The 14,187-nt window shown below is 69.8% G+C and carries 13 protein-coding genes; 9 read left to right on the plus strand and 4 right to left on the minus strand.

Features of this window, described 5'->3' with window-relative positions; all coding sequences use genetic code 11:
* The first annotated feature begins 26 nt into the window (after nt 1–26).
* From murJ to BM093_RS30100, 3 genes are read left to right on the plus strand one after another with little or no spacing between them, the layout of a single operon-like run.
* On the plus strand, nt 27–1,625 hold the full coding sequence (murJ, locus tag BM093_RS30090) for a murein biosynthesis integral membrane protein MurJ (protein ID WP_177238790.1): 1,599 nt from the start codon (nt 27–29) through the stop codon (nt 1,623–1,625).
* Nucleotides 1,622–2,356, plus strand: a complete 735-nt coding sequence (locus tag BM093_RS30095; protein ID WP_093354720.1) for a response regulator transcription factor — start codon at nt 1,622–1,624, stop codon at nt 2,354–2,356. The genes murJ and BM093_RS30095 overlap by 4 nt, the downstream gene beginning before the upstream one ends.
* A complete protein-coding gene (locus BM093_RS30100; protein WP_093354675.1) occupies nt 2,353–3,672 on the plus strand; it encodes a sensor histidine kinase in 1,320 nt (439 codons plus the stop codon). Before BM093_RS30095 ends, BM093_RS30100 begins: the two co-directional genes overlap by 4 nt.
* On the opposite strand, the gene BM093_RS30105 is transcribed toward BM093_RS30100, so the two are convergent.
* Nucleotides 3,673–6,066, minus strand: coding sequence for a penicillin-binding protein (locus BM093_RS30105; protein ID WP_342743050.1), 2,394 nt, complete (start codon nt 6,064–6,066; stop codon nt 3,673–3,675).
* Between the two features lie 262 nt (nt 6,067–6,328).
* On the opposite strand from BM093_RS30105, the gene BM093_RS30110 reads away from it, so the two are divergent.
* The 5 genes from BM093_RS30110 to BM093_RS30125 all read left to right on the plus strand — a co-directional run bounded on the left by BM093_RS30110 (nt 6,329) and on the right by BM093_RS30125 (nt 10,401).
* Nucleotides 6,329–6,724, plus strand: coding sequence for a hypothetical protein (locus tag BM093_RS30110; RefSeq protein ID WP_143105597.1), 396 nt, complete (start codon nt 6,329–6,331; stop codon nt 6,722–6,724).
* Nucleotides 6,721–7,197, plus strand: a complete 477-nt coding sequence (locus BM093_RS30115; RefSeq protein WP_177238791.1) for a redoxin domain-containing protein — start codon at nt 6,721–6,723, stop codon at nt 7,195–7,197. Before BM093_RS30110 ends, BM093_RS30115 begins: the two co-directional genes overlap by 4 nt.
* Before the next feature lies 1 nt (nt 7,198).
* Nucleotides 7,199–7,873: a TlpA family protein disulfide reductase gene (locus tag BM093_RS30120; protein ID WP_093354690.1), complete on the plus strand. Its 675-nt coding sequence runs from the start codon at nt 7,199–7,201 to the stop codon at nt 7,871–7,873.
* A gap of 481 nt (nt 7,874–8,354) precedes the next feature.
* Entirely contained in the window at nt 8,355–9,653 is a 1,299-nt protein-coding gene (locus BM093_RS36325) for a lipopolysaccharide biosynthesis protein (protein WP_177238792.1), read from the plus strand.
* Entirely contained in the window at nt 9,646–10,401 is a 756-nt protein-coding gene (locus BM093_RS30125; RefSeq protein WP_177238793.1) for an SAM-dependent methyltransferase, read from the plus strand. Before BM093_RS36325 ends, BM093_RS30125 begins: the two co-directional genes overlap by 8 nt.
* Before the next feature lie 198 nt (nt 10,402–10,599).
* On the opposite strand, the gene BM093_RS30130 is transcribed toward BM093_RS30125, so the two are convergent.
* Entirely contained in the window at nt 10,600–11,694 is a 1,095-nt protein-coding gene (locus BM093_RS30130) for a cation diffusion facilitator family transporter (protein ID WP_093354700.1), read from the minus strand.
* Between the two features lie 38 nt (nt 11,695–11,732).
* Here BM093_RS30130 and BM093_RS30135 point away from each other — a divergent pair, with 38 nt between their 5' ends.
* Nucleotides 11,733–12,125 (plus strand): ArsR/SmtB family transcription factor, encoded by a 393-nt coding sequence (locus BM093_RS30135; protein WP_245773888.1) that lies wholly within the window; start codon nt 11,733–11,735, stop codon nt 12,123–12,125.
* Nucleotides 12,126–12,597: 472 nt separating this feature from the next.
* Here BM093_RS30135 and BM093_RS30140 read toward each other — a convergent pair whose 3' ends face one another.
* Together BM093_RS30140 and BM093_RS30145 are read right to left on the minus strand one after the other, a co-directional pair.
* Nucleotides 12,598–14,082, minus strand: coding sequence for a multicopper oxidase family protein (locus tag BM093_RS30140; RefSeq protein ID WP_085915394.1), 1,485 nt, complete (start codon nt 14,080–14,082; stop codon nt 12,598–12,600).
* Entirely contained in the window at nt 14,079–14,153 is a 75-nt protein-coding gene (locus tag BM093_RS30145; RefSeq protein ID WP_245773890.1) for an SHOCT domain-containing protein, read from the minus strand. Before BM093_RS30145 ends, BM093_RS30140 begins: the two co-directional genes overlap by 4 nt.
* Between the last annotated feature and the right edge of the window lie 34 nt (nt 14,154–14,187).

Consider the following 14,187-nt stretch of genomic DNA (forward strand, 5'->3'; position numbering starts at 1 on the left):
CTTCCGTCGCGAGGCCAGGTGGGGCTGTGACCCGCGGGGCTCGGGTGTCGGGGCTCGCGGTCGCCACCGCCCTGTCCCGGGTCCTGGGTTTCATCCGTGCGTCGGTCTGGGCCGCGGCCTTCGGGCTCCACGTGGTGGGCAACGCGCTGACCCTGGCCAACACGCTCCCCTCGATCGTCTACACCCTGCTGGCCGGCGGTGCGATCAGCAGCGTGTTCGTCCCGCAGCTGATCCGGGCCGCCGCGAACGGGCGGCAGGAGGGTGACGCGTTCGCTGGACGCCTTCTCAGCGTTGCCCTGCTCGTCCTGCTTCCTGCGACGGTCCTCGGGGTGCTGCTGGCCCCGTGGATCGCCCGTCTCTACACGGGCGGCGCCTGGCCGCCGCGGGACACCGCTCTCCTCGCCGCGTTCCTGGCGTGGTGCCTGCCGCAGATTCCGCTTTACGGGATCTTCGCGGTGCTCAGTCAGGTGCTCCTGGCCCGGGACCGGCCCGGGCCGATGATGTGGGCCCCGGTCGCGAACAACGTCGTCGGGATCGCCGCCGCGGTTCCGTTCCTGTTCCTGGGTGGGATCGCCACTGGGCCGGACGCGAACGCGGCGGAGACGGTATCGCCCGGCGAGGTCCTCGCCATCGCCGGCGGCGCCACCGCCGGCGTACTGGTCCAGGTCCTGGTCCTGCTGCCGGCGCTGCGCGCGGCAGGTGTTCGCGTCCGGCCGCGCAGAGACATCCGGGCAGCGGGAATCGGCCGTTCCCTGCGGCTCGCCGGCTGGACCGTCCTGTTCGTCGCCGCCAACCAGATCGCGTACTCGATCACCGCGATCGTCGCGAATGCGGCCGGCGCGGCCGCGGCAGACACCGCCGACCACGCGGCCGGCCTGGCGCAGTACACCAACGCCAACATGATCATGTTGGTCCCGCACGCGATCATCGCGGTCTCCGTCGTCACGGCAGCCTTCCCGCGCATGGCCCGCGCAGCCGTCGAGCACGACCTCGACAGCGTTGCCCGTGCGGCAACGCAGGCCCTGGTGCGGTCGGGTCGGTTGCTCCTGCCCGTGGCGTTCGCACTGCTGATCACCGCGCCGCTGATCACTCGGCTGCTGTTCCCCGGCAACCCGGGGGCCGACACGTGGTTCATGGGCCTGGTGCTGGCGACCTTCGCGCCGGCCGTCGTGATCTACTCGTTCCAGTTCGTGCTGGTTCGGACCCTGCACGCGTGGGAGAACACCCGGGGCCCGGCGATGGTGCAGATCGTGATCGCCCTGATCCAGTCGCTGCTGGCCGTTCTGGCATCGCTTCTGCTGCCCGCCGGGGACGTCGTGGTGGGGCTGGGCGCGGCCTTCTCGCTCGCCTACACGGTCGGGCTGGTCTGCACCGCCCGGCTCATCGTGCGGACCACGGGACAGCGACCGCTCCGAGGAGCCGCCGGAGCGCTGCTCCGCCCGGCTCTCGCCGCGGCGACCGCGGCGCTCGGGGCAGGCGCCGTCGTCGCGGTCAGTGGCGTCGGCCCGGCCACCGACCTGTGGCATACCGCGCTCGTCCTCCTCGGGACCGTCGGAGTCTACGTCGCCGTCTTCATCGTCGCGGCAGGTCACCTATCGAAGGGCCGCCGGTGGACAACGCCATGAACGTGCGAGCCAATGCCTCGTCGGTACGGGTGCTCGTGGTGGAGGACGACCATACGATCGGAGACCTCCTGCAGACCAACCTGCGGAGCCACGGCTTCGACACCGTGTGGCGCACCGACGGCGCGACGGCGCTGAGCGCGGTCGCCGAGGTTCCCTTCGACCTGATCCTGGTCGACCTTGGCCTGCCCGATATCGACGGGACCGAGGTGTGCCGCCGGATGCGGACGGCCCTGCCCGAGGCGATCATCGTCATCCTCACCGCCCGAACCGCGGAGATGGACGTGATCGTCGGCCTGGAAGCCGGCGCGGACGACTACCTGACCAAACCCGTCCGTCTCGCAGAACTCCTGGCCCGGGTCCGCGCGCACCTTCGCCGGTCGGAACCGAAGGCCACGACCCCGGTCATCGAACTCGGTGACCTGCGGATCGACCTCAGCGGCCGGCGCGTGACGATCGGGCACACAGATGTCGAGCTGCGGAACAAGGAGTTCGACCTGCTCGCTCGCATGGCGCGGGAACCCGGCACGGCGCTCAGCCGTCACCAACTCCTGTCGGACGTGTGGGACGAGCACTGGAACGGCCCGACCAAGACACTCGACGTCCACGTCGGCAATCTGCGCAGGCTCCTGGCGTCCTTCTCCGCGCACCGGGCACCCCGCATCACGACCCTGCGGGGACATGGCTACCGCCTGGAGTGGCCACCGAACGGCGGCGAAGGGACGGATCGATGAGGTCGCGGGTCGTAGGACTGGCCCTTATCACCGCGACGTTCGCCGTCGCGCTGTTCGGGATACCGCTGGCCATCGGCCTGGCCGAGTTCGCTGTTTCCGAGGAACACTCGTCCCTGCAGCGGCTGGCCGGGTTCGCGGCGCGCAGCGTGCAGAGCGACATGGCTCACGACCGCGTGCCGCGCGCGCTTCCGGACAGCCCCAGTGACGCTGCCGTGGCGCTCTACGACGCCGACGGCGCACTGCTCCTCGGAGCAGGCCCCTCGGAGGGTGACGCCGCGGTGGACTACGTCCTCGGTGGGCGCACCGGGCTGCCGCCTGCCGACGACCTTGTCGTGGCCGTCCCGGTCAGCGGCCTCCACGACATCGTCGGTGTTGTCCGCGCCACCGCGCCCTCGTCACAGGTCTACGCATCCGTGATGCCGATCTGGCTGGGGATGGCGGCTCTGGCCGCGGTCGTGCTGGTGTCGACATGGCTGCTCGCTCGCCGCCTGGCGCTGCGCCTGTCCCGACCTCTCGACCGACTGGTCGACGACGCGGACCGGTTGGGCGACGGGGACTTCGGCATCAGCCCGAAGCGCAGCGGCATCGCGGAGACCGACCGGGTGAGCGGAGCCCTGAGCCGTACCGCATGCCGGCTCGACAACCTCCTCGCCCGCGAACGCGCGTTCTCGGCGGAGGCCTCCCATCAACTCCGAACCCCGCTCGCGGGTCTGCGGCTGCGACTGGAGTCCGCACTCGACGCAGCGGAGCCCATGACGAGACCGCAGATCGAGTACGGGCTGGGGTCGATCGACCGGCTCGAGCGGACGATCGACGAGCTCCTCGCCCTGGCGCGTGAACGGCAGACGACCTCGGCGCCGGCCGACCTCCCACGCCTGTTCTCCGAGTTCGACGACGAGTGGCGCCCGCGCCTGACGCGGGACGGCCGCTCGTTCTCCTCCCTGCTCCCGGGCTCCCTGCCCGAGCCGGACGCCTCGTCTGCCGCCGTCCGGCAGATCCTCGGTGTCTTGCTCGATAACGCGCTCCTGCACGGAGCCGGGGATGTGTCGATCTCCGCTCGCGAGGTCGGCGAGAACGCGATCGCGATCGACGTCGGCGACCAGGGCCCCGGGGTCCCGAGCTCCGCCCTCACGAATCGGGGCGTCGGACGCGGTATGGGTCTGCCACTGGCACGCCGCCTCGCCGAGAGCGAGGGCGGGCGGCTCACCGTCGGCACAACCTCGTCGCCGGTGACCCTGCTGCTACCGAGCCGGTCCAGGGCCGGTTCTGCCGAGGGCTCGGAAGACCCGGGCTCCACCGCGAAGACGACCGGTTGATCAGCCACCGTCACCGTCGCCGCCGTCTGCGCCTTCCTCCGGTGGCGGTGGCCCGGCGGGGGGTCCGACCGCGGGTGGCGAGCCGGGAGGCGGCGGAGGGGCGGGCACCGTGCCGCTGCTGACCTGCAGTGTCACCGGCTCGCCCGGCAGCGCCGCCCCCCGTGGCTCCTGCCCGACGACGGTTCCCTCGGTGGCGCGGTTGTCGACCGTCCGGGTCGTCACCTGCCAGCCGGCTCCCTCGAGCTCACCGCGGGCGTCGGCGGCCGAGCGGCCGACGACGTCCGGGATCCGGGACTCCGCACCACCGTCGAGATAGCGGGGGTCGGTCGCCGGCAGCGGGGTCGGCGGCGTACCCGCGACCAGCGGCGTCACCGCGCCGTACCAGGTTCGGGCGGGCGTCTTGCCCCCGAAGATGTTGCCCTCGCCGCAGGCGAACGGGCCGTTGCCGCCGTCGCACAGCGGGCGCGGGGAGTTCGAGTTGTCGAAGGTGATCACCGCACCGGACATCTCCGGGATCGCCCCGACGAACGCCGCCGACTTGTTCTGCTGGGTCGTACCGGTCTTGCCCGCCATCGGCCGGGACCAGCCGGCCGCCCGGGCCGCGGCCGCCGACGTCCCGGAGATGTCGTCCTGGCTCATCCCGGTCACCAGGGTGTTCGCCAGGCCGGGGTCGACCGCCTGCTGGCACGGTTCCTCGGTGATCGGCACGATCTCGCCGTTCGCGTCGGTGATCGAGTCGATCGGTGTGGGCGGGCACCACCGGCCCTCGGAGAACAGCGTGGCACCGACGTTGGCCAGCTCCAGCACGCTGGTCGGCGTCACACCGAGGGTGAACGACGCCAGCTCCTGCTCCTTGATCACCTCGGCGATCGAGCGGTCGGTGCGCTCGCCGCTGCCCGGATCCACGAACGGCGTCGTGGCCAGCGACTTCAGCCCGAGCCGGACCGCCATGTCGACGATGTCCGGGACCCCGGTGAACTCCTCGAGCTTGATGAACGCGGTGTTCGGCGACTGCGCGAGCGCGTCGGTCATGCTCATGCGCGGCGGCAGGCCCTCGCTGGCGTTGGCGACCGGGATCGGGCGGCCGCTGCCGTCGACGTAGATCGGTGAGGCGTAGCCCGAGGGAGGCACCTGCATCGAGTAGTTGATGCCGAGCCCCTTCTCCAGCGCCGTCGCTGCGGTGAAGATCTTGTACGTGGAGCCGGCGCCCAGGTTCACCGGCTGATACGGCAGGCCGAAGCTGGTCTCCTCGGCGTCGGCGTCGAGGCCGAACGTCCGGCTCGACCCCATCGCCAGCACCCGGTGCGCGTCCTGACCGGGCTGCACCAGCGACATCACGTTCGCGACGTTCGGGGTCCGCGGCGGGACCTCCGCGTCGAGTGCCCGTTTGACCTCCTGCATCGCCCGGCGGTCCAGGGTCGTCCGGATGGTGTAGCCGCCCCGGTTGATCTGTTCCTCGGAGAAGCCCGCCTCGGTGAGGTACTGGACGACGTACTTGCAGAAGAAGCCGGTGTCACCGGCTCCGTTGCAGCCGTTCGGGATCCGGACCAGCGGGTCCGCGATGCCGAGCGGCGCGGCCGTCGCCTGGCGGGCCTGGGCGTCGTCGATCATGCCCTGCTGGCGCATCTGCTCGATCACGAGATTGCGCCGCTGGGTCGCGGTCTCCGGGTTCTGCACCGGGTCGAACTGGGTCGTCGAGCGGACCATGCCGGCCAGCAACGCGGCCTGCGGCACGGTCAGTTTGTCCGGCGTGGTGTTGAAGTAGGTCCGGGCGCCCGCCGCGATGCCGTAGCTTCCGTTGCCCAGGAAGACGATGTTGAGGTAGCGGTTGAGGATCTCGTCCTTGGACAGCTGGCGCTCCAGCTGCAGGGCGATCCGCGCCTCCTTCAGCTTCCGGGCGGGGGTCTGTTCGGTCGCCTTGAGCCGCTCGGCCTCGGTCTGGGCGTCGACGTAGAGCATGTAGTTCTTGACGTACTGCTGGGTCAGGGTCGACGCGCCCTGCACGACGTCGCCGGACGTCGAGTTCGCGACGACCGCACGCAGCGTGCCCTGCCAGTCGACGCCCTGGTGGTCGTAGAACCGGCGGTCCTCGATCGCCAGGATCGCCGCCTTCATCGTCGGCGAGATCTGGTCGTTGGCCACCTCGGTGCGGTTCTGGTCGAACAGGTAGGCCAGCGGGCGCCCGTCGGAGTCGGTGACCGTGGTCGTCAGCGGCGCCGGGTTGTTCACCAGGTCGGCTGAGCTGGACGTGACGCTGTCACCTGCCTCGTTCGACAGGATCCCGAGCCCGCCGACCACCGGGAAGGCCATTCCAGCGACCACCACCCCCAGCAACACGCTCAGCCCCGCCAGCAATGCGATCGACCGGCCGACCGGGCCACTGAGGAGGCGCACGCCAGATCCTAGTCCTCGAAGGGAGCCGGACCCGCCGTCACCCGGTCTGGGGAGGGAGTCGGCGACGGGTTCATGGCACAACTATCGCCATCGAACTGTGATGTTACTGAGAAGAACCGGGTACGGCGCGCTCTCTCGCGACCACTCGATAATTTTTACCGTCGCTTTAACTTCGGTTGCACTTCCGCTGCACGACGCCTCCTAGCCTCCGGTACCGAGGATGCGGAGCAGCCGCTGCAGAGGAACTACCCGGAGACGCGGAGTGACCACTTCTCCCCAGACCGTGCACCAGCAGATCATCGACTCGCTCATCGACGACCCCATCCTGGCGATGCTCGGGTTCGACCACCGGACAATCGGCGAGGAGCGGACCGGACGCAACCCGCGGCTCATCGTGAGCTGGGCGGACGAGTGGTACGGCTCGGCGTCCGAGTTCCTCGGAACGGTGACGATCGAACCTGTCGGCACCGATGATCGGACCAGGACGGCCGTACTCGACCGGGTCGAACGAGCGCTGGCCGCACTGCGCGCGGGACGACCGATCATGCGTGTCCGCCGGTCGGGGGGACACCGGTCCAGCACGTTTCACGTGCTTGCACGCGGCGCGCCGTGCGAGGTCGGATCCATGCCCGCGCTGGCCGGTCGGCACCAACGGTGACGCTGCTCGACATCGAGAAAGACGGCACACCTTCTCACAGCGAGCTGGGTGGCGGCGGTCGCGTCGTCGCCGTCAACTTCTGGGCCTCGTGGTGCCTCGCCTGTCGGGAGGGGGAGCACTCCGCGTCGGTCAGCGTGGCCGAACAGGACCGCGACGCCGGGGTCATGCTCGTCGGAATCGACTACCAGGACGGCCCGGACTCGGCGGTGGCGTTCCTGGATGCGAGGGGGCGCGGCGGGGACGACTACCGCTATGTGACTGTCCCCGGCTTAAGCGCCACCCGCGACAGCGGGATCTTCGGCGTGCCGGAGACTTTCGTGATCGATCCGGCCGCCACCGTCGTCGTGAAAGCTGTCGGACCGACGACCTACCCGCTGCCGGCCCGTGCGGTGCTCGCCGGCCAGCGCCCACAGCCGCGGACAGCGGTGCCGGTGCAGCCTTCTTCCGGGGCGCCGCTGGGTTTCGGGAGTTGAGATGCTGCGGACCGGCGTGCGCTCGGAGCTGCTGTGGACGATTGTCGTCGTCGTGCTGGCGATCGTCGGGATCGTGGCGTTGTGGCCGCAGGACAGCGACCCCGCATCCGGCGACCCGCAGACGTCACAGTGGCGGGTGACGGGCGAAAAGCCGTTCATCGCGATGCCGCCCGACGCCGAGCTGGCTCCGCTACGCTCCGGCGCGGACCTGGCGCCATGTCCGACGCCAGGGGGCGTCGGGCCGCTGCCCGGGGGGCCGCTGGCCGGCATCACGGTCCCGTGTCTCGGTGCTCCCGGCTCGGTCGACCTGGCCGCTGCGCTGGCGGGGCGACCGGCGCTCCTCAACGTGTGGGCGTCCTGGTGCACGCCCTGCCGCGAGGAGATCCCGGTGCTCAACGCCTACGCCGAGCTGCCCGGCGCGGTGCCCGTGGTAGGCATCGATGTACGCGACGACGCCGCCTCGGCCCTGGGCCTGCTCGCCGATCTCGACGCCCGCTACCCCTCGGTCGTCGACACGCGCGGCACGCTGTGGGCCGCCCTCCAGGTGCCCAATGCCATCCCAACCAGTTACGTCCTGCGACCCGACGGATCAGTACGCCGAGTGGCCTCGCCGGTGGTCTTCACCGAACCCGGCGAAGTGGCCCGGACAGTGCAGCGGGTCCTGGCAGAGCCGTAAGCGGCCGCTTCGTTACGGATCGTCACCAGACACGCCGGAGTGATTCATCGACCGGACAGCAGCAACCGTGGCGAATGGACCACGATTCTACCCCGCGCACAATCGCCGATTGGCTTCTCATCACGCGGAGGGATCTTGTACACAACCAACCCCGCGGACGCGGCTCGGTACGGGCCGCGTGATGACGGCCCTGCGGCGGCACGCCGCAGCCGTATCCGCGCTGATCATCGCGGTCGGCTTTGGGCCCATGCCTACGGCCGGCGTCAGCAGGCCTTCTCGCACGTGAGCGACGCGGACACGTGACTTCCGTCCAGCTCCGACGAAGAGCCACAAGCAGGCTCCCTCATCCCCTCCGCAGAAGGTACGTGGCCGATAGCCGGGCGCCGGACCGAGCCGCACATGTTGGCCGAGAGCATCGGTTCGCCGAGCGGCGACACCGGCGACCGGCGAGGTGTGGCGGAGGGCACCGATGCCACGATTAGTGTCGGATGCCGATGGCGCCTCCAGACCAGACCGTTCCTGGTCCGATGGGCTGGCACTGTCGATCAGCGCGGCGCTTAGCGCTGGCGCGGGGATGTTGAGCTGGGTACTCGCAGCCCGGTTCGTCTCGCCGACCACCGTGGGAGAAGTCTCGGCGTTCGTTTCAGCATTCCTGCTGGTGGCGGGCTTGACCGAATTCAATCTAGGTGTCGCGCTCATGCGCTGGGTGCCGACCGGTGGGCGCCGCGTTGCGACCTTGGTCGGTCGTAGCCTGCTGGGCGCAACCATCGCCACGGCCATTGTGGCGCCGCTCTACCTTCTGTTGCCCGGCACCGAGGTGATCCGCCAAGCCGCCGGTGGTGGAGCGCCCGCGGTGGCCGTGTTCGTTCTGGCCGCCGTCGGCTGGAGTGCCCTGCATCTGCTCGACTTCATCATGGTTGCAGTGGACAAGCCCTGGTGGTCCGTCGCGCGCAACCTCCTGCTCGGGGGCAGCCGAATCACCATCCTGCTGCTGCTGGGCGCCGGCGCCGACGCTACGGCCCTGCTGTGGGCCTGGGTGGGTCCGATCGTGGCCTGCGCTGTCGTGTTCGGAATCGCCGCGGTCGTCGTGACGGTACGACAAGGACGTGCCGCAGCAGAGGGCTCGAACCTCCCCGCGCGCCGCGAGGTCGTGGGATTCCTCGGCCCCACCTGGGTCGGCTCGCTCGCCCTGGCGTTGCTCTACCACCAAGTCCCGCTACTGATCACCTTCCGGTTCGGCCCGGACGTCGGCGGCCGGTTCTTCATCGTCTGGCAGGCCGTCGCGGTCATCGACATCGTGGCCACCTACTTCGTCAGCTCGCTCTCCAGCACCGTTGCCAGAAATCCCGGCCGCGTTGTGACGCAGGCACGTTGTGCCCTCCGCCGTCTTCTCGCCCTCTTTCTTCCTGCGTTGGCTATCGGAGCCGTGTTCGCCGAGCCCTTGCTCGGAATCTTCGGCCCACAGTACGTCGAGCTAACGAGCGCGCTGCGCATTCTGCTCGCCGGTGCAGCGGCGCGGTTGATCGTCGTCCATGTCCTCGGCGTCCGCCAGGCAATCGGGGATGCGACAGGATTCGCCCGCCCACACATCGCTGTGGCCGCGGCAACCCTTGCCGCATTGGCGGTCGTGCCGACCGTCGCTGGGAATGTCGCGCTCAGTGCGGCCTGGGTCTTCGTCGGCGTCCATATCGTCGCCGCGGCGACGCTGCTCAGCACCCAACCTGCCCGGGTGCGCACGATCGCACCCCAGCAGGTGCCGAAAGGACAGCTCGATGCCTAACCTACGTCAGGCCATCCGACGCGCGATCAACCGGAGCACCGGTCTGGCAACTGCACCGCTACGCAGCCTCGCCGCCGCGACGCTGCGCCGCCGGCCGGAGCTCACCGCGCGGTTTGCCGAATGGTCGTGGCTATGGCAACCCAGCTGGGGTAAGTCGATGCAACAGTCCCTGTTCAGCTCGGGCATCGACCCCTACGATCTCGCAACGAATTCCTACGAACAGCAGAAGTACGCCGACATCATCCGAGTACTCGGCGACCGACACGTCACCCGAGGTCTTGAGGTCGGGTGCGCCGAAGGCCTCTTCACCGAATCACTGGCAGCACTGTGTGAGGAATTGGTGGCCGTCGATATCTCGGAGATTGCTGTGGCGCGGGCACAAAACCGACTGCGCGAGCAGACCGGAATTCGTATCGAACGACGCACCCTGCCTCTCGACTATCCAGAAGGGGTGTTCGACCTCATCGTCTGTTCCGACGTTCTCTACTTGTGGCAGCGCCCTACGCTCGAGATAGGGCTGCGCAAGATCGTGTCCTCGCTTCGGCCCGGCGGCCGGCTGCTGCTCCAGCATTACCGTGGGCACTTCGGCGCGCCGTTTACCGGCGACGAAGTTCATGATCTCGCCATCGCCGTTCGCGTCGACGGGGCCACTCTGCGTGCGGTTCACACCGAGCGAGGCAATTCCCCCGACCCGGACGACCATCGTAGCGAGGGCTACCGGATCGACCTACTGGAACGACAAGTGTGATCGAGGGGCACGACTGACCTCGATCCGGCTCATCCGCGAACGCGACCAGGAACCCGTCCAGAAGGCCCGGCGAGCCGGCGGGCCGGTGGTTGTCCGGGTGGCCCGGTTCTACCGGTATGCCGGGCGATCGTGGCCAACCACTGGCTGCGGAGAGCCAAGCTCTGCCTGATGCGCCGCGACGCTGAGTCGACAGCCACCTCACCGACACTCGGTGGTGGCGCGGTGGTCGACTGCGTCGGGATGGTGGGCCAGGCGTGCGTGGTGGGCGCGGCCGTCGGAGTTCTGCGGGCTGGTGTGCACGGTCGCGGCGACGAGCTTGGGCACGTCGTGCAGTAGCGCGTGCTGGGCAGCGTGAGCGATCGCGTGCGCGTCGATCACCGACAGGTCGGGGTCGACCACGATGCCGGTCTCGGCTCGGACGCGGTGGCCGGTCCAGCGCAGCCGTAGCTCCTCGACGTCGAGCACGCCAGGGACGGCACGCAGAGAACTCTCGGCGACATCGACCGTCGAAGGGTCCACGGCATCCATCAGACGCCGATAGACATTGACCGCGACGCCCTTGAGCACGACCAGGATCGCGATGGTGATCATAATGCCGATGATCGGATCGGCCAGCGGGAAACCGGCCAGGACGCCGAGCCCGCCGAGGACGACCGCGAGCGAAGTGAACCCATCGGTGCGAGCGTGTACCCCGTCGGCGACCAACGCGGCCGACCCGATCCGGCGCCCGACTCGGATTCGATAGACCGCGACGAGCTCATTTCCCGCGAACCCGAGCAGCCCCGCGGCGATCAGCACCCCCACGTTGGTGACCGGCTGCGGCTCAGCCAGGCGCCGAATCGACTCATAGCCGGCCACGACGGCGGACAGGGCGATCATCGCGACGATGAACACCCCGGCCAGGTCTTCAGCACGCCCGAACCCGTAGGTGTAACGCCGCGAGGCGGCACGCCGTCCGAGGACGAACGCGATCCACAGCGGCACCGCGGTCAAGGCGTCGGAGAAGTTGTGGATGGTGTCGGCCAGCAGGGCCACCGAGCCGGTCAGCCACACCACCAGGGCCTGACCGACGGCCGTGGCCAGCAATGCGAGCAGACTGATCTTCAATGCGCGGATGCCGGCCGCGTTGTCCTCCAGCGCGGAGTCCACCGAGTCCGCGGCGTCGTGGCTGTGCAGACGAAATACTGACCGCACCCATCCGAACGGGCCGACCGCACCCCCGTGTCCGTGGCCGTGTCCGTGGCCGTGTGGGGCTGTCGCAGCGTCTCCTGTCGTGGTCTCGTCCGCGTCCATGGTTGTGAGGATGCCCAGTTCCGGGCCATTATGCAATCATGTTCGCGCACGACGACATGGCTGCTGCCAACCAGCGGCCGGAGCCGCTCACCGGCCAACGGCTGCAGGTCGCAGCAGACGTGCTGGGACATCTGGCCAGCCCCACCCGACTGCACCTGCTCACCCTGCTGGCCCAGCAGGCACAGGACGTCAACAGCCTCACCGACCAGGTAGAGGCCTCCCGGTCATCGGTGTCGCAGCACCTGGGCCGACTCCGCATGGTGGGCCTGGTCCGCACCCACCGGGAGGGCCGACGCATGATCTACCGGTTGACCAGCACCCACCTGGTGGCCCTGATCGAGGAAGCCCTCGGCTTCGCCGGCCACCTTGTTCACAACATCCCCCATCACGACCAACGGACCCCATCCCCGGCGGCACCAATGACGCGGTGACCCCACCGACCGCACTGTCGCTGGCCCCAGGGCCAGCCCGTGACCGCTCGAAGCACACGGCTCGGTTCCTGACCCCTGCAGCGCACGTGGCTCCACCGGGACACGGCCCGTTTCTCACCCCTCCGTGAACCGTCACGGCGGCCGATCGCTCCGGGGAGAGGCAGCAGCGGCCGCCAATGCGCCGCAACCGGAGCATCCACGCCACCCTCGTGGTGCGGGAGCCCTGTCCTTATACCGTCGTACCGCAGCGGGCTCACGGGCCGCCGGTCGACAGGTGTCGAGAAGCGACCCATGCCGGCACTGATCGTTTCGAGGGATGAGTTCGTGCGTGGGCAGCGGTCCGACGGCGCTGGGGCGCCGGGGCGCGATAGTGGTGGCGCCGTGCCGCAACGACCGATCACGAGACGCAGACTCAGGCGCAGTACCGCCACCGCCGCCGACCGCTGGATATGACACTGGTGCGCCGCGCTCCTCAAGCCCGGACGTTGATCGTGGCCATCATGCCGGCGTCTTCGTGGTCGAGGATGTGGCAGTGGTAGACGCTGCGCCCGGGGTGGGTGGTGAACGGGATCCGGATCCGTGCCCAGCCTTGTGCAGGGACCAGTACGACGTCTTGGGGGACCCCGAGTGGTGGGGTGCCGTCGCTGGTGGCGAGCACGGTGAATGGCCATACGTGCAGGTGGAAGGGGTGCGCTAGTGGGCTCGGGTTCGTGACGAGCCAGTCCTCGATGGCGCCGAGCTCGACGGTTTGGTCGTCTCGCTGCGGGTCGAAGGTGCGGCCGTCGACTGTGAACGACATCCCGCTTGCGGCGGCCATGCCACCCATGCCCATCTGGAAGGTGATCTGCCGCTGAGCGGATGCGCCGCCGGCGGCGGGGGTTTCAGCGGGGAGAGCCGCCGGCAGCGGGGGCGCGGTGACCGGTGTCCCGGCGGCGATCATGGTGGCCAGAGTCGTGGGCCCGCTGGTCGCGGTGCCGCCGCCCATCATACCGCCCATGCCGCCGCGCTCGACCGGGTCGGTGCGCAGGGCGTAGGGCCCGGCGGCGCCGGGACGGACAACGACGTCGGCGCGGTTTCCGGGCGCGAGCACGACCCGGTCGCGGGTTGCGGGTGCGGGAAGGAACGTGCCGTCGTAGGCGATGAGCCCGAGTTGGTGGTCTTGCAGGCCGATCGCCAGCGCCCGCGACACGCAGCCGTTGATGACCCGCCAGCGTTGGGTCGCGCCGGGGGTGGCGGGGATGGTGGGCTGGTACTGGCCGTTGACCAGCACCATTTCGCCCTGGCGGCCCATGGCCCGGTCCATGGCAGTCGGGTCCACGATCTGTCCGCCGCTGTCGAGGGTGGTGTCGGTGATCAGCAGCACCCGGTCCGTGGAGACCGCCGGCTCTGGGGCGCCTGGCCCGGGATGCGGGTCGACCAGCAGGACCCCTGCCAAGCCGGCGAAGACCTGGTCGGCGACTACGCCATGGTGATGCGGGTGATACCAGAACGTCCCCGCGGGGTGATCGGGCGGGATCCGGTACAGGTAGTCGAACGAGGTGCCGGGGTCGACCCGCACAAACGGGTTGTCGCTGTTGGCCTGCGGGGACACCCGCAGGCCGTGGGTGTGCAGGTTGGTGGGCTGGTCGAGCCGGTTGGTCAGCCGCACGGCGAGTTCGTCGCCGGGACGGACCCGCAGCGTCGGGCCGGGCGTGGAGCCGTTGTAGCCGAGCGCGGCGGTGTCCTGCCCGCCCAGTCTCGCCCCCGGGGCGGCGGTGAGTTCCACCGCGAGTCGCCCGCTGCGGCTGGGCGCTACGGCTGGGTCCTGCAACGGTTCCCCGGCGGGGAGCCGTAGCCGGCCGGTCCCGGCACCGGAGAATCCGCCGAGCCAGCCGGTGGCACCGGCCGCAACGGCGGCGGCGCCGAGCCCTGCCAGTCCCAGCGCGCGGCGTCGGCTGATCGAGGTCGCCGCGCTCATGCCAGCTCGTCGCGGCGGTGGTGGTACTCGTCCTCGTCGATCTCGCCGCGGGCGTAGCGCTCGTCGAGGATCTGTCGCGCCGACGGGCGAGCCTGCGGCGGTCCC

It is taken from the genome of Pseudonocardia ammonioxydans (assembly GCF_900115005.1).
GTDB lineage: Bacteria > Actinomycetota > Actinomycetes > Mycobacteriales > Pseudonocardiaceae > Pseudonocardia > Pseudonocardia ammonioxydans.